This is a genomic window from Pantoea stewartii subsp. stewartii (assembly GCF_008801695.1).
Lineage (GTDB): Bacteria > Pseudomonadota > Gammaproteobacteria > Enterobacterales > Enterobacteriaceae > Pantoea > Pantoea stewartii.
The window spans coordinates 1-16,769 of the sequence record NZ_VZPF01000014.1 but is presented as its reverse complement, the minus strand read 5'-3'; the positions used below and the strand labels follow the sequence as shown (position 1 = coordinate 16,769).

The window sequence follows — 16,769 nt, the reverse complement described above, 5'->3', positions numbered from 1 at the left end:
CCGCCCCTGTTTTAACCGGAAACTGATATGGCCGAACCCCGTTTTATACATCTGCATGTTCACAGCGACTATTCCATGATCGACGGCCTAGCGAAAACCGGCCCGCTGATTAAGAAAGCGGCTGCGTTAGGCATGCCAGCCATTGCGATTACCGACTTCACCAACCTGTGTGGTCTGGTGAAATTTTACGGTGGTGCGCATGGGGCGGGGATCAAACCGATTATCGGGGCGGATTTTAACGTTGCCAGTGAGCTGATGGGGGATGAACTGACCCAGATTACGGTGCTGGCGGCCAACAACACCGGCTATCAAAACCTCACGTTACTCATTTCCCGCGCGTATCAACGCGGTTACGGTGTGGCCGGTCCGATAATCGATCGTGACTGGCTGGCTGAATTACAGGAAGGTCTGATCCTGTTGTCAGGTGGCCGTCGTGGAGATGTGGGGCGCAGTCTGCTGCGCGGTAACAGCGCACTGGTTTCAGAGTGCCTGGCATTTTATCAGCAACATTTTGCCGATCGCTATTACCTGGAACTGGTACGTACCGGACGACCCGACGAAGAGACCTATCTGCACGCCGCCGTTGAGCTGGCGATTGCCGAAGGCATCCCGGTTGTGGCCACGAACGAGGTCTGCTTCCTGAATGAAGAGGACTTCGATGCGCATGAAATTCGCGTCGCCATTCATGATGGTTATACGCTGGACGATCCTAAACGGCCCCGTAATTACAGTCCTCAGCAATATATGCGCAGCGAAGACGAGATGTGCGAGTTGTTCGCAGACATCCCTGAAGCGCTCGAAAACAGCGTAGAGATTGCTAAGCGTTGTAACGTCACCGTCAGACTGGGTGAGTACTTTCTGCCGCAGTTCCCGACGGGCGACATGACCACCGAGGATTTCCTGGTAATGAAATCCCGTGAGGGGCTGGAAGAACGTCTGGCGATGCTGTTCCCGGATGAAGCCGTGCGGGCGGAAAAACGGCCGGAATACGATGAACGTCTGGACGTTGAACTGAACGTAATCAACCAGATGGGATTCCCCGGCTACTTCCTGATCGTAATGGAGTTTATCCAGTGGTCGAAAGATAACGGCGTACCGGTAGGGCCGGGACGCGGTTCGGGGGCCGGTTCGCTGGTGGCCTATGCGCTCAAGATTACCGATCTCGATCCCCTTGAGTTCGACCTGCTGTTCGAACGTTTTCTTAACCCTGAACGCGTTTCCATGCCCGATTTCGACGTCGATTTCTGTATGGAAAAACGTGACCAGGTGATTGAACATGTGGCCGATATGTACGGCCGCGAAGCGGTATCCCAGATTATTACCTTCGGTACGATGGCGGCCAAGGCGGTCATTCGTGACGTGGGCCGCGTGTTGGGCCATCCCTATGGTTTTGTCGATCGTATTTCAAAACTGGTGCCGCCCGATCCGGGCATGACGCTGGACAAAGCCTTTGCCGCGGAACCGCAGCTCCCTGAAATTTATGAGGCGGATGAAGAGGTTAAAGCGCTTATCGATATGGCGCGGAAGCTGGAAGGGGTAACCCGAAACGCCGGTAAACATGCGGGTGGCGTGGTGATCGCGCCAACCAAGATCACCGATTTTGCACCGCTGTATTGTGATGAAAACGGTCAGTATCCGGTAACCCAGTTCGATAAAAATGATGTGGAATATGCGGGCCTGGTGAAGTTTGACTTCCTGGGGTTGCGAACGCTCACCATCATTGACTGGGCGCTGAAAATGATTAACCCGCGCCGCGAAAAGCAGGGCTTACCGCCGATCGATATCGCAACCATTCCGCTTGAAGACAAAAAGAGCTTCGACATGCTGCAGCGCGCGGAAACCACCGCGGTTTTCCAGCTTGAATCGCGCGGCATGAAAGATCTGATTAAGCGCCTGAAGCCTGACTGTTTTGAAGATATGATCGCGCTTGTGGCCCTGTTCCGTCCGGGGCCCTTACAGTCGGGCATGGTTGATAACTTCATTGACCGTAAGCACGGTCGGGAAGCCATCTCTTACCCGGATATTCAGTGGCAACACGAAAGCCTGAAGCCGGTACTGGAGCCGACCTACGGCATTATCCTCTACCAGGAACAGGTCATGCAGATTGCCCAGGTCCTGTCCGGCTACACGCTGGGCGGGGCGGACATGCTGCGTCGCGCCATGGGTAAGAAGAAGCCTGAAGAGATGGCCAAACAGCGCTCTGTTTTTAAAGAGGGCGCGGAAAAGATGGGCATCGATGGCGAACTGTCGATGAAAATCTTCGATCTGGTAGAGAAATTCGCGGGTTATGGCTTTAACAAGTCGCACTCCGCCGCTTACGCGCTGGTGTCTTATCAGACCTTATGGCTGAAAGCGCACTATCCAGCGGAATTCATGGCGGCTGTGATGACGGCGGATATGGACAACACAGAAAAAGTGGTGGGTCTGGTAGATGAATGCTGGCGCATGGGGCTGAAAGTCCTGCCGCCGGACATTAACTCGGGTCTGTATCAGTTCCACGTTAATGATGAGGGCGAGATCGTTTACGGTATCGGCGCCATCAAAGGTGTGGGTGAAGGGCCGATCGAGGCGATCATCGATGCGCGTAACGAAGGCGGTTACTTCCGCGAACTGTTCGATCTCTGCGCGCGAACGGATACCAAAAAGATCAATCGCCGCGTGATGGAAAAGTTGATCATGTCCGGTGCCTTTGATCGTCTGGGCCCACATCGTGCCGCCCTGATGAGCGCACTGAACGATGCGCTGAAAGCGGCAGATCAGCATGCTAAAGCGGAAGCGATCGGTCAGGCCGACATGTTTGGCGTGCTGGCCGATGAGCCTGAGCAGGTCGAACAGTCTTACGCCAGCGTCACGCCATGGCCGGAACAGGTGCAACTGGACGGTGAACGGGAAACCCTGGGTTTGTATCTGACCGGCCACCCGATTAACCAGTATCTGAAAGAAATTGAGCGTTACGTGGGTGGGATGCGTTTGAAAGATATGCATCCGACCGATCGTGGTAAGATTACCGTCGCGGCAGGCCTGGTGATTGCTGCGCGTGTAATGGTGACCAAACGCGGCAACCGAATTGGTATTTGTACACTGGACGACCGCTCTGGCCGTCTTGAAGTCATGTTATTTACCGATGCGTTAGATAAATACCAGCAACTGCTGGAGAAAGACCGTATCCTGATCGTCAGCGGACAGGTCAGCTTTGATGACTTTAGTGGTGGCCTTAAAATGACCGCCCGTGAAGTCATGGACATAGATGAAGCGCGTGAAAAATACGCGCGCGGACTTGCTATCTCGCTGACAGACAGGCAAATTGATGACCAGCTATTAAACCGACTCCGTCAGTCCCTTGAGCCTCATCGTTCAGGGACAATTCCGGTGCATCTCTACTATCAGAGAGCCGACGCGCGAGCGAAGCTACGCTTTGGTGCAGCGTGGCGAATATCGCCCAGCGATCGTTTACTCAACGATTTGCGGTCGTTAATTGGATCGGAGCAGGTAGAACTGGAGTTTGACTAAAACAGGAACATTATGAGTCTTAATTACCTGGATTTTGAACAGCCAATCGCAGAACTGGAAGCAAAAATTGATTCGCTTACCTCGATTGGTCGTCAGGACGATAAACACGTCAATCTCGACGAAGAAGTTAAGCGTCTGCGCGAGAAAAGCGTTGAGCTGACACGTAAAATCTTCGCCGATTTGGGCGCATGGCAAATCGCCCAACTGGCGCGACATCCATTACGTCCTTATACCTTTGATTATGTGCGCAATGCGTTTGACGATTTCGATGAGCTTGCGGGTGACCGCGCTTATGCGGATGACAAAGCGATTGTCGGCGGGATTGCCCGCCTCGACGGCCGTCCTGTGATGATCATCGGTCACCAGAAAGGGCGCGAAACTAAAGAGAAGATTCGCCGTAATTTTGGTATGCCGGCACCGGAAGGCTATCGCAAAGCGTTGCGCCTGATGGAAATGGCCGAACGCTTTAAAATGCCTATCATCACCTTTATCGACACGCCGGGTGCGTATCCGGGCGTGGGCGCGGAAGAGCGCGGTCAGTCTGAAGCTATCGCACGCAACCTGCGCGAAATGTCAGGCCTGAAAGTACCGGTTATCTGTACCGTTATCGGTGAGGGCGGTTCGGGTGGCGCACTGGCTATCGGCGTGGGCGACAAAGTGAACATGCTGCAGTACAGCACCTATTCGGTCATTTCACCAGAAGGCTGTGCCTCTATTCTGTGGAAAAGCGCCGATAAAGCGCCGCTGGCCGCAGAAGCGATGGGCATTACCGCGCCGCGTCTGAAAGAGCTTAAGCTGATTGATTCGGTCATCGCTGAGCCACTGGGCGGCGCGCATCGCCATCCGGTAGAAATGGCGCAGACGCTAAAACAGCAACTGCTGGCCGATCTGGCTGACCTGGAAGGGTTAAGCACCGAAGAATTATTAGATCGCCGTTATCAGCGTCTGATGAGTTATGGCTACGCCTGATTCAGTGCTGTGACGTAAAAGCGGACTCCGGTCCGCTTTTTTTATGCCACGAATCTGACTGCGGTTTCGTGGCGTAATTCGCTATGCTTACTCAATGCCTCAACAATCAGGGAGATGTGCATTGAATATTCTGGCGATCATGGGCGCGCATGGCGTGTTTTACAAAGATGAACCGTTACGCGAGTTGGATGTAGCACTGAGTCAGCAAGGTTTTCAGCTCATACGGCCTAAAAACACAGATGATCTTCTCAAACTGATTGAACACAATCCCCGTATCAGCGGTGTGATTTTTGACTGGGATGAGCACAACAGCCCTGAGCTGTGCGGTGAAATTAATCAGCTCAATGAATACCTGCCCCTGTATGCCTTTATTAATACCCACTCGCAAATGGATATCAGCATCAATGAGATGCGGCTACCGCTGCATTTTTTTGAGTACGCGCTGAATGCGGCCGACGATATCGCCTTGCACATCCGCCAGTACACGGATGATTACCTCGACCACATTACACCACCGTTAACCAAAGCGTTGTTCACCTATGTGAAAGAGGGAAAGTACACGTTCTGCACTCCGGGCCATATGGCCGGGACGGCCTTCCAGAAAAGCCCGGTGGGCTGTTTGTTCTATGACTTCTTTGGCGCGAATACGCTTAAGTCGGATATTTCGATTTCGGTGACTGAGCTGGGCTCGCTGCTGGATCATACCGGACCACATCTTGAGGCCGAAGAGTACATCGCCCGCACGTTCGGTGCGGAACAGAGCTATATGGTGACTAACGGCACCTCGACTTCGAACAAGATCGTGGGCATGTATGCCGCGCCGGCAGGCAGCACGATTCTGGTTGACCGCAACTGCCACAAGTCGCTTACCCACTTGCTGATGATGAGCGATCTGATTCCTGTCTGGCTAAAACCCACACGCAATGCCTTAGGCATTCTGGGCGGCATTCCGCAAAAAGAATTTACCCGTGCCAGCATTGAACAGAAAGTGGCTGCCACGCCGCGCGCCAGCTGGCCCGTTCATGCAGTAATTACTAACTCGACCTACGACGGTTTGCTTTATAACACGCAGTACATCAAGCAAACGCTCGACGTCCCCTCGATTCACTTTGATTCGGCCTGGGTGCCTTACACCAATTTTCACCCTATCTATGAGGGGAAAAGCGGCATGAGCGGTGAGCGGATACCAGGCAAGGTGATTTATGAAACCCAGTCCACGCATAAACTGCTGGCTGCCTTTTCGCAGGCCTCATTAATTCACATCAAAGGCGAGTACGACGAACAAACCTTTAATGAAGCCTACATGATGCACACCACCACATCGCCCAATTACGCTATTGTTTCCTCAATTGAAACAGCCGCCGCCATGCTGCGGGGGAATCCGGGGAAAAGGCTCATCAATCGGTCAGTCGAGCGCGCGTTACATTTTCGTCGTGAAATACAGCGGTTGCGCGAAGAGTCGGACAGCTGGTTCTTTGATATCTGGCAACCAGAGCATGTGGATGAAGCGCAGTGCTGGCCGATCCAGCCGGGAGACGAAGCGTGGCATGGTTTCACCCAGGCCGATCGCGATCATATGTATCTCGATCCGATCAAAGTCACCATTCTTACACCGGGCATGAGCGAGTTAGGTGAAATGGCCGAAGAGGGGATCCCCGCTGCGCTGGTGGCGAAATTTCTTGATGAGCGTGGGATTGTGGTGGAAAAGACCGGTCCGTATAACCTGTTGTTCCTGTTCAGTATTGGCATCGACAAGACCAAGGCGATGAGCGTGCTGCGTGGATTAACCGAATTTAAGCGCGCCTACGACCTGAATCTGCGCGTAAAAAACATGCTGCCGGATCTGTATGCGGAAGATCCCGACTTTTACCGCACGATGCGCATCCAGACGCTGGCGCAGGGGATTCATCGCCTGATTCAGCAACATGACCTGCCGCGTCTGATGCTGAAAGCCTTTGATGTCTTACCTGAGATGAAAATGACGCCGCATCAGGCGTTCCAGCAGCAGGTGAAAGGCAATATTGAGACCGTAAACATGAATGAGCTGGTGGGCCGTATCTCTGCCAACATGATATTGCCTTATCCTCCCGGTGTACCGCTGGTGATGCCTGGCGAAATGATCACAGAACAAAGCCGCGCCGTGCTCGACTTCCTGCTCATGCTGTGTAGCATTGGGCGCCACTATCCTGGCTTTGAGACAGATATTCACGGCGCGACGCTAACCGATGAAGGTGAATATCGGGTACGTGTGCTGAAACAGAGCTGGGAACAGGAATGAAGGACCAACAGGGAGCAAACATGCTACAGCTAACGCACATTCACCATATCGCCATCATTGCGTCAGATTATCATCGCAGTAAAGCCTTTTACTGCGACATACTGGGATTTGAACTGCAAAGTGAGCACTACCGCGAAGCGCGCGATTCGTGGAAAGGCGATCTGGCGTTAAACGGTCAGTACACCATTGAGCTGTTTTCCTTTCCACACCCGCCCGCCCGGGTCAGTCAGCCGGAAGCCTGTGGCCTTCGCCATCTGGCTTTCGGCGTGCCGGACGTGGAAGCCGCGGTGCGCTATCTGGACACGCAGGGCGTGACATGCGAACCCATTCGCATTGACGCGCTTACCGGGAAACCCTGTACCTTTTTTGCTGACCCGGATGGTTTGCCGCTTGAATTGTATCAGGCGTAAACTGGCGGCTTTATGGCTCGTCCCACTGCCTGAGTTATGGAATTATCATGTCTGATTTTGACGCACTGCTGAATGAAAACGACGCGCTGGTAGTGGCGTTTAGCGGTGGCCTGGATTCTACCGTCCTGCTGCATAAGCTGCGGGACTGGCAACAGCACCATCCGGCCTCGCGGTTGCGTGCGCTGCATGTCCATCATGGCCTCAGTGCTAATGCCGACCACTGGGCGGCGCATTGCCAGACCCTGTGCGCAACATGGCAGATCCCCTGCGAGATCCTGCGCGTGCAGGTAACCGATCAGGGCGATGGCATTGAAGCGGCGGCGCGGCAGGCGCGTTATCGGGCATTGCACCAGGCGCTCCATGCGGATGAGAAACTCCTTACCGCACAGCACCTGGACGACCAGTGTGAAACCGTCCTGCTGGCCCTGAAACGCGGCAGTGGCCCGGCCGGTCTGGCGGCCATGCCGGTGGCGGGCTCTCTGGGTAAAAACCCTCTGCTTCGCCCGCTGTTAAGCTGTTCCCGGCAGTCATTAGAGCTGTATGCCCAAACGCATCAGCTGCAATGGGTTGAAGATGAGAGCAATCAGGATGTGCGTTACGACCGCAATTTTCTTCGTCAGCAACTCTTACCGGCCGTCGTGGCACGCTGGCCTCATTTCGCCAGTGCGACGGCGCGCAGTGCGGCACTCTGTGCTGAGCAGGAGCAACTGCTGGATGAGTTGCTGGCGGAACAACTTGCTGCGCTGATTCAGCCGGACGGTAGCCTGTGTTTCTCCGCGTTACTGACGATGAGTGAAGTGCGCAGTAATGCTTTGCTGCGTCGCTGGCTGGCCGGACAGGGCGCGCAAATGCCCTCGCGCGATGCGTTGCGCCGCATTCGTCAGGAAGTGATGCTGAGTCGTGAAGATGCCCAGCCACGGCTACGGTTAGGCCACAGCGAAATTCGCCGTTATCGCCAGCGGCTTTATATTTTGCCGATCAGAGACTCGTTACGCGACTGCGAAATCGCCTGGAAGAATCTCAACCAGACATTGCCCCTGCCGCAGCATATCGGCACGCTTCAGCCCGATTATACAATGCCTTCACTACGACGACCGACGCCGGAGGAACAGGTATTTGTGCGTTTTCACGCGACAGGGTACGTGCATATTGTGGATCGCGCGGGCGGGCGCGAGATGAAGAAAATCTGGCAGGGGTTGAATATCCCGTCATGGCAGCGGGAACGTATTCCGCTCATTTATTACAATCAAACGCTTATTTGCGCGCCCGGCCTGTTCGTGACCCGTGAAGGCGCAGCAGGGGAGGCACAGGGCTGGCAGATTCACTGGCACAAACCTACAGGAGTATCGTTTTGAAACAATGGATAGTGGCATTAACGTTTTTTACGTTGTTTCCGGCCTGTGCCGCAGGCGATATTCACGCGGGCGAACAGCGTTCGGCGGCCTGTACGGCGTGCCATGGTCCGAAAGGCATTGCGACGGTTCCCCTTTATCCCAGCCTGGCGGGCCAAAACGCCGCTTATCTCGCGCACGCGCTACAGGCCTATAAGAAGGGAGAGCGCAACGGTGGTCAGGCAGAGGTGATGAAAGCGTTTGTTGCGGGGCTCAGCGATGAGGAGATAACAGATTTAGCGGCGTACTACAGTTCGTTAAAGCCCTGATGAGATGGGCGGGAATGCATCCCGCCCGACGGGAAGTGAATTACTCTTCGCTGACCACGACGGTGCCGAGTTCAGGATGGCTAAAACTGGCAATATGATCGAGACGTAACTCGCGCGTTTCACCGGACAGTTCAATGGCCAGATACTCCACGTTTTTACGTGAAAGGATGTCCCTGGCCTTTGCCTTTAGCTGCTCGCCATCTTTTAACGCCAGCGACAGCATCCAGTTTTTTTGGCAGGCGAGTTCCAGATTATCGTAGTCATCGCAATTGATGGGTTTATAAGCTTCATTCATCAACATAGTCGCTCACCAATAAGTTTGCGGCGGCATAAGCCGCCTGTTCCCTGAGAGAAGAGTTTAGCGCAGCATTCGCGGCAATAGCATCAAGCGCGTTAAGCGCGCAGCCGATGGCATCGGAAATATAGCCCAGATCTCCGCTGCCAATTTCGGCATATTTTTGGCGAACTAACTCACAATATTTTTGCACGGGCACCTCCTCAGCAGAGCATAAATACTCTGGTTGATTTGCGACTATATCACAGGCATTTCAAGAAAATCAGCTAGGCGAAAGCAGGAACAGCGAGCAAATCACTGCTAAAGTAGCGGACTACGCCGTATCAGACGTTTCAGGATAAAGCACGAAAGGTTAAGTTGATGAACAGGTCAGAGCGAAAAAACGGGAACCGGACAAAGGCGGGTGGACGATGATTGCGCTGTCACGGAATGTCGAGCTGCCAGACAATGAAATTGAACTGACGGCCATTCGGGCGCAGGGGGCAGGGGGCCAGCACGTCAACAAAACCAGCACCGCTATTCATCTGCGTTTTGATATCGCCGCGTCTTCCCTGCCGCCGTTTTATAAAGAGCGGTTGCTCAGTGCCAGCCATCATTTAATTACCGGCGACGGGACGATTATCATCAAGGCGCAGGAATACCGCAGCCAGGAGATGAACCGCGAAGCGGCGCTGCAACGGCTGGTGAATTTGATTCAGGAGCTCACGAAGGTAGAGAAAGTCCGGCGCTCAACACGACCGACACGCGCGTCGAAAGCGCGCAGGCTGGAAGGGAAATCACGGCGCAGCCAGACCAAAGCATTGCGCGGTAAAGTGCTGTAAGACGTGGCCAGAGAATTACCTGTGGTCGTCAGGAGAACGGAGTCGACCATGCGTTAAAAAAAACGCCCCATGAAGGGGCGTTATGGCAGGCTTATTTGTTCAGTGCCTTGAGCAGGAAATCGACAATCTCATCCTGCTTAATCATCTGCTTTTCACCGGCACGACGGGCTTTGTATTCGATCTCCTGGTTATCAAGATTGCGATCGCCAATCACGATGGTATGCGGGACGCCAATCAGTTCCATATCGGCGAACATAACGCCTGGACGTTCTTTACGGTCATCCAGAATCACCTCGACGCCTTTCGCGCGCAGCGTGTTATACACTTCTTCCGCTAACTCTTTTACGCGGAATGATTTCTGCATGTTCATTGGCAGAATCGCTACATCGAACGGGGCCAGTGCCGCAGGCCAGATGATACCGCGATCGTCATGGTTCTGCTCGATCGCCGCCGCCACTACACGGGTAATACCGATGCCGTAGCACCCCATCGTCATGACCTGATTACGACCATCTTCACCCTGAACGGCCGCTTTCATCGCTTCGGAGTATTTGGTGCCCAACTGGAAAATATGGCCTACTTCGATACCACGTTTGATCTGCAATGTGCCTTTGCCGTCCGGGCTCAGATCGCCTTCTACCACATTACGGATATCGGCAACCTCGGCCATGGGCAGATCGCGTTCCCAGTTAATGCCAACGTAGTGTTTACCGTCCACATTTGCACCGGCGCAGAAATCACTCATCTTCGCCACGGTACGGTCTGCGATAATCGGCATCGTCAACCCGACCGGCCCCAGCGAACCAAAGCCAGCACCCACCACGGCACGAATCTCTTCTTCGGTCGCGAAAACCAGCGGTGACGCAACCAGCGGCGATTTTTCAGCCTTAATTTCGTTCAGTTCGTGATCGCCGCGGACCAGGAAGGCAACCAGAGCATGACCGCTTCCCTCTGCACCCTTGACCATCAGCGTCTTCACGGTTTTCTCAATCGGCATCTGGAACTGATTCACCAGATCGGCGATGGTTTTGGCATTCGGTGTATCGATCTGACGCATCGTTTCCTGAGGCGCAGGGCGTTCGCCCGCCGGTGCCACGGCTTCGGCCAGTTCAATGTTCGCCGCATAGTCAGAGTCGGTTGAGAAGATCACATCATCTTCGCCGCTCTGTGCCAGCACCTGGAACTCATGTGAGGCACTGCCACCAATCGAGCCGGTGTCCGCCTGCACGGCACGGAAATCCAGACCCATACGGCTGAAGATCTGACTATAAGCGCGGTACATCGCGTCATAGGTTTCCTGCAATGATTCCTGCGTGGTATGGAAGGAGTAGGCGTCTTTCATGATGAACTCGCGCGAACGCATCACGCCAAAACGTGGGCGCACTTCATCACGGAATTTGGTCTGTATTTGATACAGATTCAGCGGCAGCTGTTTATAAGAGCTCAGCTCATTACGAATCAGATCGGTAATCACTTCTTCATGCGTTGGGCCGAGCACAAACGGACGTTCATGACGATCGGCAACACGCAGTAATTCTGGACCGTACTGCTCCCAGCGGCCGCTCTCCTGCCACAGGTCTGCGGGTTGGACCACAGGCATTGAAATCTCAATGGCACCGGCGTTGTTCATTTCTTCGCGAACGATGTTTTCGACTTTTTTTAATACGCGCAGTCCGGTTGGCAGCCAGGTATATAACCCTGAGGCCAGTTTACGGATCATGCCAGCACGCAGCATCAGCTGGTGGCTGATCACTTCCGCGTCAGACGGTGTCTCTTTCTGAGTAGAGAGCAGATATTGAGTAGTACGCATTGATTACAATTCCAGTTGATCGGAAATTCACGGACAAAAATAGGCTGGCGGCTAGTGTACCAGTGAGATCACCGGCTAAAAAGCGGGTTTTAACGCGGATCGATGGCCACGACTTCTGTGCCTGCGTGATCAACGCGCCAGCGCACAGTAAACTCAAGCAGCGAGGCGGCATAAATGCGATCCTTTTCCTCACCTTTGCGGTAAGCGGGGCGCGGATCCTGCGCAAGAACCTCACGGATAAAGCGGGCAAGATAGGGATAGCGCGCATACTGCTGCAACTGCTGCCCGGCCAGCGGCGAAAACCGCACAGGCATGCTGCTTTCCGGCGCGGACTGCGCAAAACCCGCTCTCGCCTCAGGCAGGGCTTCGGCGAAGGGCAGATAGGGCTTGATATCGACCACCGGCGTGCCGTCCACCAGATCCAGACTGCCCAGCTCCAGAATGACCTGTTGCTTCGCGCAGCGGATGCCTTTGAGCTCAATCAGCGACATCCCAATCGGATTAGGGCGAAAGGTCGATCGCGTAGCAAAAACGCCCATGCGCACGTTACCGCCCAGGCGGGGCGGGCGAACGGTCGGACGCCAGCCGCCTTCCAGGGTCTGATGAAAAACAAACAGCACCCAGAGATGGCTGAAGTCTTCCAGGCCGCGCACGGCCTCTGCCTGATTATAAGGCGGCAAAAGATGCAGTTCGCCGCCGCCGTCCTGAACCAGACCAGGCTGACGCGGGACAGCGAACTTCTCTTTCCACGGCGAACGGATTACGCCGATCTGCGCAAAGGCAAAATCACTCATTGACTAGTGACTTTCAGCGCCGAACCCTGGCAGACAGCCTGACGGTAGCAGCCCGGGGTGCTGCTCACGATTTCACATTTGTGAAGCAGTACCGCATTAGCTTTCATCTGTGCGGCTTTAATCTGCATACGTTTACGCGCGGTAGCGATGTTGGGCGGTGAACTCTGATTGCTCATCTGGCAATCTTCTGCGGAGACTTCACCCAGATCGCGGAAGGGCTTGCTCACCAGATCGGCAGCATCGGTGTACACCTTAACGGGGGCGGGACGATACGTTGGCTTACGTGTCGGTTCGCTGGATTGCTGCGGATGAGAAGGTGCGCTGCTTATTGGGTGATACTCCCGAACACACCCTGTCAGCATCAATGCTAACAAGCAGAGCGGTAAAAAACGCATAGCAACATCCTCAAGTGTCAAAAAGTGGCGTTATTGAAACAAGGACACGGATAAATAACAAGTCAGCAAATGGCAATAACAGAAAGGGCGGCTAAAAGCCGCCCTGAGGGAAGAGATCAGACGACCTTACCAGCCTTTAACGGCACCACCGTTAAACACTTTATTGGCCGCGTCAGCCACTTCGTCAGACTGATAAGCCTGCACGAATTTCTTCACATTTTCCGCGTCTCTGTTGTCTTCACGCGCCACAATCAGGTTCACGTAAGGGGAGTCTTTATCTTCCACAAAGATGCCATCTTTCGCCGGCGTCAGGCCAATCTGGCTGGCGTAAGTGGTGTTGATCACGGCTAGGGCGATTTGCTGATCGTCCAGTGAACGTGGCAGCTGTGGCGCCTCCAGCTCAACAATCTTCAGGTGTTTTGGATTCTCAACGATATCCAGCGAGGTTGGCAGCAGGCCCACACCGTCTTTCAGCTTGATCAGGCCCACTTTCTGCAGCAGCAGCAGCGAACGGCCCAGGTTGGTTGGATCGTTAGGAATGGCAACCTGTGCGCCATCCTGCAGTTGATCCAGCGATTTGATTTTTTTCGAATAGCCCGCAATCGGATAAACAAAAGAGTTACCTACAGAAACCAGCTTGTAACCGCGATCTTTGATCTGTTGATCCAGATACGGTTTGTGCTGGAACGCATTCACATCGATATCGCCTTTGCTCAGTGCTTCGTTCGGCAGCACATAGTCATTAAAGGTCACCAGCTCAACATCCAGACCGTACTTATCTTTCGCCACTTTGGCCGCCGCTTCGGCAACCTGCTGTTCAGCGCCGACGATCACGCCCACTTTGATATGGTTGGGATCTTTGGCTTTTTGATCGCATCCTGCCAGCGCAATCGCGCCAATTAATGCACCCACAGCGGCAATGTTTTTAAATTTGAAAGACATATCCTTTCCTTAATAGTGATATTGCTTGCTTATTTATGGGACACAGCACGCACGATGCGGTCGCCACAGAATTGTATGAGATACACCAAAACGACTAATAACACTAATACCGTATTCATCACCGTCGCGTTATATCCGATATAACCATACTGGTAGCCAATTTGTCCGAGGCCGCCCGCGCCTACTGCGCCGCCCATCGCCGAGTAACCTACCAGGGTAATCAACGTAATGGTGGCCGCGTTAACAAGACCGGGCAGGGCTTCAGGCAGCAGGACTTTGCGCACGATTTGCATCGGCGTGGCACCCATCGCGCGTGATGCTTCAATTAACCCGGTCGGGAGTTCCAGCAGGGCATTTTCAACCATGCGGGCAATAAACGGTGCCGCACCGACAGTCAGAGGCACGATGGCCGCCTGTAAGCCAATAGAGGTTCCAACGATGACGCGGGTAAACGGAATCATCCACACAAGGAGGATAATGAAAGGGATCGAGCGGAAAATGTTAACCAGGGCTGACAGCACACGGTACAGCCCTTTGTTTTCAAGAATCTGTCCCGGACGAGTGACATACAGCAGTACGCCGACCGGTAAACCCAGAACGAAGCCGAAAAAGCCAGAGACAAAGGTCATCATCAACGTTTCCCAGACGCCGCGCCCCAGCAGCGCAATCATCGCTTCAGACATAACCTAATACCTCGACTTTGACATGATGTTCCTGCAGCCACTGAATGGCGGCTTGTGTATCGCTTTCGCTACCGTGAATTTCCGCCAGCATGATGCCAAACTTCACACCGCCGGCGTAATCCATCTGCGCACTGATAATGTTGTTATTGATATTGAAACGCCGCGCTGCTTCAGACAGCAATGGAGCATCGACGGACTGGCCGGTAAATTCCATACGCAGTAATGGCATGCTGTCAGGGCCCGCTTCGGGCGACAGGCGCTGCTGGTAGTCGTCTGGAATATCCAGATGCAGGGTTGACTGGATGAACTGTTGCGCCAGCGGGGTTTTGGGGTGCGAGAAGACTTCACTTACGCTGTCTTTCTCGATCAGCTCACCCTGGCTGATGACCGCAACCTGATCGCAGATGCGTTTCACCACATCCATCTCATGGGTAATTAACAAAATAGTCAGGCCCAGACGGCGGTTAATATCTTTCAGTAATTCCAGAATTGAGCGCGTGGTCGCTGGATCTAATGCGCTGGTGGCTTCATCGCACAGCAGAACTTTCGGGTTACTGGCCAGAGCGCGGGCAATGGCAACACGCTGTTTTTGCCCGCCGGAGAGATTGGCAGGCCAGGCATCGTGCTTATCCGCCAGGCCGACCAGCTCTAGGAGCTCTGAGACGCGCTTTTTAATTTCATCACGAGAAAGGCTACCCAACTCTAATGGCAGCGCAACATTGCCGGCGACGGTGCGGGAGTTCATCAGGTTGAAGTGCTGAAAAATCATACCAATCTGGCGGCGGGCCTGCGTCAGCTGTCGTTCGCTCAGCGCCGTTAAATCCGCGCCATCAACCAACACGCGGCCTGAGGAAGGGCGTTCGAGCAGATTCACGCAACGAATCAGCGTACTTTTTCCGGCACCGGATGCGCCGATGACGCCATAGATCTGTCCGGCCGGGACATGCAGGCTGACGTTAGATAACGCCTTTATCGTTCGCGAACCTTGCTGGAACACTTTGGTTATATTTTCTAATATAATCATTACGTTATTTATTGCCGTCTTGCATTATCCGTGGTCTGGTGTGCTGCCATAAAGGACAGCATGCATAAGCTGGATGGATGTTAAGGCATCCAGACGTCTAAATCAATCGAAGTCATGTAAACGGGCATTCTCCCTTTTATGACAATCGTGCGATACTGAGCGGCAATTTTTATAGCAGGAGTTTCTACGTGGCGAATAAAGTCCCGGCCATTTTTCTCGATCGCGATGGCACCCTCAATGTTGATCACGGCTATGTCCACGAAATCGATCATTTTCAGTTTATCGATGGTGTAATTGAAGCGTTGCAGCAACTCAAAAAGATGGGCTTTGCGCTGGTTGTCGTGACAAACCAGTCTGGCATCGCACGTGGCATGTTTAGTGAAGATCAGTTTATGCAGCTTACCGAGTGGATGGACTGGTCGCTGGCCGATCGCGATGTCGACCTTGATGGGATCTATTTCTGTCCACATCACCCGGATGCAACGGTAGAAGCGTATCGCCAGCAGTGCGACTGCCGTAAACCGCAACCCGGCATGCTGCTGGCCGCGCAAGAAGAGCTGCATATTGATATGGCTGCGTCTTATATGGTAGGGGATAAGCTGGAAGATATGCAGGCCGCCCAGGCCGCCGGTGTCGGTAAGAAAGTGTTAGTGCGCAGTGGTAAGCCGGTTACGCCGGAAGGCGAGGCATTGGCTGACTGGGTAATAGAGAGTCTTGCGGCGCTCCCTTCCCGTATTAAAAAGGGTTAAAACAGCGCTTTTGTGCAAATTTCAGACGAACAGCAAAAAAGTTTAAATTTGCACTTGCGCTCTGCGAAAGCTTCCCTATAATGCGCCTCCATCGACACGGCACAACGGCTTACGGAATGCGGTGTTGAGAGGGGCAGGCAACTGAGCCGCCGGAGAAAAACTTCTGAAAAAGAGGTTGACTCTGAAGGAGGAAAGCGTAATATACGCCACCTCGCAACAGACGGTTAACCCGCTGGTTGCACTGCTCTTTAACAATTTATCAGACAATCTGTGTGGGCACTCGCAGGATTGATATCCGCGTCTCCGGACGCAAAAAAATATCAAGTCTTAAAAGTGAACACGTATTGAAATTCATTACGACGTTTTCCTTGAGCATCGCTGCACTGGTTGCAGCAAATCAAACTTTAAATTGAAGAGTTTGATCATGGC

At 53.6% G+C, this 16,769-nt stretch carries 16 protein-coding genes; 8 read left to right on the top strand and 8 right to left on the bottom strand.

Features of this window, described 5'->3' with window-relative positions; genetic code table 11:
• The first annotated feature begins 27 nt into the window (after positions 1–27).
• From dnaE to F7Q90_RS05550, 6 genes are all read left to right on the top strand, one after another.
• Positions 28–3,510: a DNA polymerase III subunit alpha gene (gene dnaE / locus F7Q90_RS05575; RefSeq protein WP_006117773.1), complete on the top strand. Its 3,483-nt coding sequence runs from the start codon at positions 28–30 to the stop codon at positions 3,508–3,510.
• A gap of 12 nt (positions 3,511–3,522) precedes the next feature.
• A complete protein-coding gene (gene accA / locus F7Q90_RS05570) occupies positions 3,523–4,479 on the top strand; it encodes an acetyl-CoA carboxylase carboxyl transferase subunit alpha (RefSeq protein WP_006117775.1) in 957 nt (318 codons plus the stop codon).
• A gap of 121 nt (positions 4,480–4,600) precedes the next feature.
• On the top strand, positions 4,601–6,757 hold the full coding sequence (locus F7Q90_RS05565) for a lysine decarboxylase LdcC (protein ID WP_006117776.1): 2,157 nt from the start codon (positions 4,601–4,603) through the stop codon (positions 6,755–6,757).
• 20 nt (positions 6,758–6,777) lie between these two features.
• On the top strand, positions 6,778–7,167 hold the full coding sequence (locus F7Q90_RS05560) for a VOC family protein (protein WP_006117777.1): 390 nt from the start codon (positions 6,778–6,780) through the stop codon (positions 7,165–7,167).
• Between the two features lie 47 nt (positions 7,168–7,214).
• Complete coding sequence (tilS, locus tag F7Q90_RS05555; protein WP_006117778.1) at positions 7,215–8,522, top strand: tRNA lysidine(34) synthetase TilS; 1,308 nt, start codon at positions 7,215–7,217, stop codon at positions 8,520–8,522.
• A complete protein-coding gene (locus F7Q90_RS05550; protein ID WP_006117780.1) occupies positions 8,519–8,827 on the top strand; it encodes a c-type cytochrome in 309 nt (102 codons plus the stop codon). Before tilS ends, F7Q90_RS05550 begins: the two co-directional genes overlap by 4 nt.
• 40 nt (positions 8,828–8,867) lie before the next feature.
• On the opposite strand, the gene rof is transcribed toward F7Q90_RS05550, so the two are convergent.
• On the bottom strand, positions 8,868–9,128 hold the full coding sequence (gene rof / locus F7Q90_RS05545; RefSeq protein ID WP_033740322.1) for a Rho-binding antiterminator: 261 nt from the start codon (positions 9,126–9,128) through the stop codon (positions 8,868–8,870).
• On the bottom strand, positions 9,115–9,315 hold the full coding sequence (locus tag F7Q90_RS05540) for a YaeP family protein (RefSeq protein ID WP_006117782.1): 201 nt from the start codon (positions 9,313–9,315) through the stop codon (positions 9,115–9,117). Before F7Q90_RS05540 ends, rof begins: the two co-directional genes overlap by 14 nt.
• A gap of 217 nt (positions 9,316–9,532) precedes the next feature.
• On the opposite strand from F7Q90_RS05540, the gene arfB reads away from it, so the two are divergent.
• Positions 9,533–9,943: an alternative ribosome rescue aminoacyl-tRNA hydrolase ArfB gene (gene arfB, locus F7Q90_RS05535; protein WP_006117783.1), complete on the top strand. Its 411-nt coding sequence runs from the start codon at positions 9,533–9,535 to the stop codon at positions 9,941–9,943.
• A 91-nt stretch (positions 9,944–10,034) separates the two neighbouring features.
• Here the strand turns inward: arfB and proS are convergent, their stop codons facing one another.
• The 6 genes from proS to metN all read right to left on the bottom strand — a co-directional run bounded on the left by proS (position 10,035) and on the right by metN (position 15,591).
• Positions 10,035–11,753, bottom strand: coding sequence for a proline--tRNA ligase (gene proS / locus F7Q90_RS05530; RefSeq protein ID WP_006117784.1), 1,719 nt, complete (start codon positions 11,751–11,753; stop codon positions 10,035–10,037).
• 89 nt (positions 11,754–11,842) lie between these two features.
• On the bottom strand, positions 11,843–12,547 hold the full coding sequence (tsaA, locus tag F7Q90_RS05525; RefSeq protein ID WP_006117785.1) for a tRNA (N6-threonylcarbamoyladenosine(37)-N6)-methyltransferase TrmO: 705 nt from the start codon (positions 12,545–12,547) through the stop codon (positions 11,843–11,845).
• Positions 12,544–12,942 carry an Rcs stress response system protein RcsF gene (gene rcsF, locus F7Q90_RS05520; RefSeq protein ID WP_006117786.1) on the bottom strand — a complete coding sequence of 133 codons (399 nt, stop codon included), beginning with the start codon at positions 12,940–12,942 and terminating at the stop codon, positions 12,544–12,546. The genes tsaA and rcsF overlap by 4 nt, the downstream gene beginning before the upstream one ends.
• 126 nt (positions 12,943–13,068) lie before the next feature.
• The gene (locus F7Q90_RS05515; protein WP_006117787.1) at positions 13,069–13,884 is read right to left on the bottom strand and encodes a MetQ/NlpA family lipoprotein; all 816 of its coding nucleotides are present in this window, start codon (positions 13,882–13,884) and stop codon (positions 13,069–13,071) included.
• 29 nt (positions 13,885–13,913) lie between these two features.
• Positions 13,914–14,567, bottom strand: coding sequence for a methionine ABC transporter permease MetI (locus tag F7Q90_RS05510; protein ID WP_006117788.1), 654 nt, complete (start codon positions 14,565–14,567; stop codon positions 13,914–13,916).
• Positions 14,560–15,591, bottom strand: coding sequence for a methionine ABC transporter ATP-binding protein MetN (gene metN, locus F7Q90_RS05505; RefSeq protein ID WP_006117789.1), 1,032 nt, complete (start codon positions 15,589–15,591; stop codon positions 14,560–14,562). Before metN ends, F7Q90_RS05510 begins: the two co-directional genes overlap by 8 nt.
• A 188-nt stretch (positions 15,592–15,779) precedes the next feature.
• Between metN and gmhB the strand changes: the two genes are divergently transcribed.
• Complete coding sequence (gmhB, locus tag F7Q90_RS05500; RefSeq protein WP_006117790.1) at positions 15,780–16,340, top strand: D-glycero-beta-D-manno-heptose 1,7-bisphosphate 7-phosphatase; 561 nt, start codon at positions 15,780–15,782, stop codon at positions 16,338–16,340.
• Positions 16,341–16,769: the final 429 nt, after the last annotated feature.

What these genes read in the sequence shown, in the direction of transcription:
- tilS (WP_006117778.1), top strand. Translation starts at nt 7,215, where the DNA reads ATGTCTGATTTTGACGCACTGCTGAATGAAAACGACGCGCTGGTAGTG.
- F7Q90_RS05510 (WP_006117788.1), bottom strand. Translation starts at nt 14,567, where the DNA reads ATGTCTGAAGCGATGATTGCGCTGCTGGGGCGCGGCGTCTGGGAAACG.
- metN (WP_006117789.1), bottom strand. Translation starts at nt 15,591, where the DNA reads ATGATTATATTAGAAAATATAACCAAAGTGTTCCAGCAAGGTTCGCGA.
- F7Q90_RS05515 (WP_006117787.1), bottom strand. Translation starts at nt 13,884, where the DNA reads ATGTCTTTCAAATTTAAAAACATTGCCGCTGTGGGTGCATTAATTGGC.
- arfB (WP_006117783.1), top strand. Translation starts at nt 9,533, where the DNA reads ATGATTGCGCTGTCACGGAATGTCGAGCTGCCAGACAATGAAATTGAA.
- tsaA (WP_006117785.1), bottom strand. Translation starts at nt 12,547, where the DNA reads ATGAGTGATTTTGCCTTTGCGCAGATCGGCGTAATCCGTTCGCCGTGG.
- rcsF (WP_006117786.1), bottom strand. Translation starts at nt 12,942, where the DNA reads ATGCGTTTTTTACCGCTCTGCTTGTTAGCATTGATGCTGACAGGGTGT.
- accA (WP_006117775.1), top strand. Translation starts at nt 3,523, where the DNA reads ATGAGTCTTAATTACCTGGATTTTGAACAGCCAATCGCAGAACTGGAA.
- proS (WP_006117784.1), bottom strand. Translation starts at nt 11,753, where the DNA reads ATGCGTACTACTCAATATCTGCTCTCTACTCAGAAAGAGACACCGTCT.
- dnaE (WP_006117773.1), top strand. Translation starts at nt 28, where the DNA reads ATGGCCGAACCCCGTTTTATACATCTGCATGTTCACAGCGACTATTCC.
- rof (WP_033740322.1), bottom strand. Translation starts at nt 9,128, where the DNA reads ATGTTGATGAATGAAGCTTATAAACCCATCAATTGCGATGACTACGAT.
- F7Q90_RS05560 (WP_006117777.1), top strand. Translation starts at nt 6,778, where the DNA reads ATGCTACAGCTAACGCACATTCACCATATCGCCATCATTGCGTCAGAT.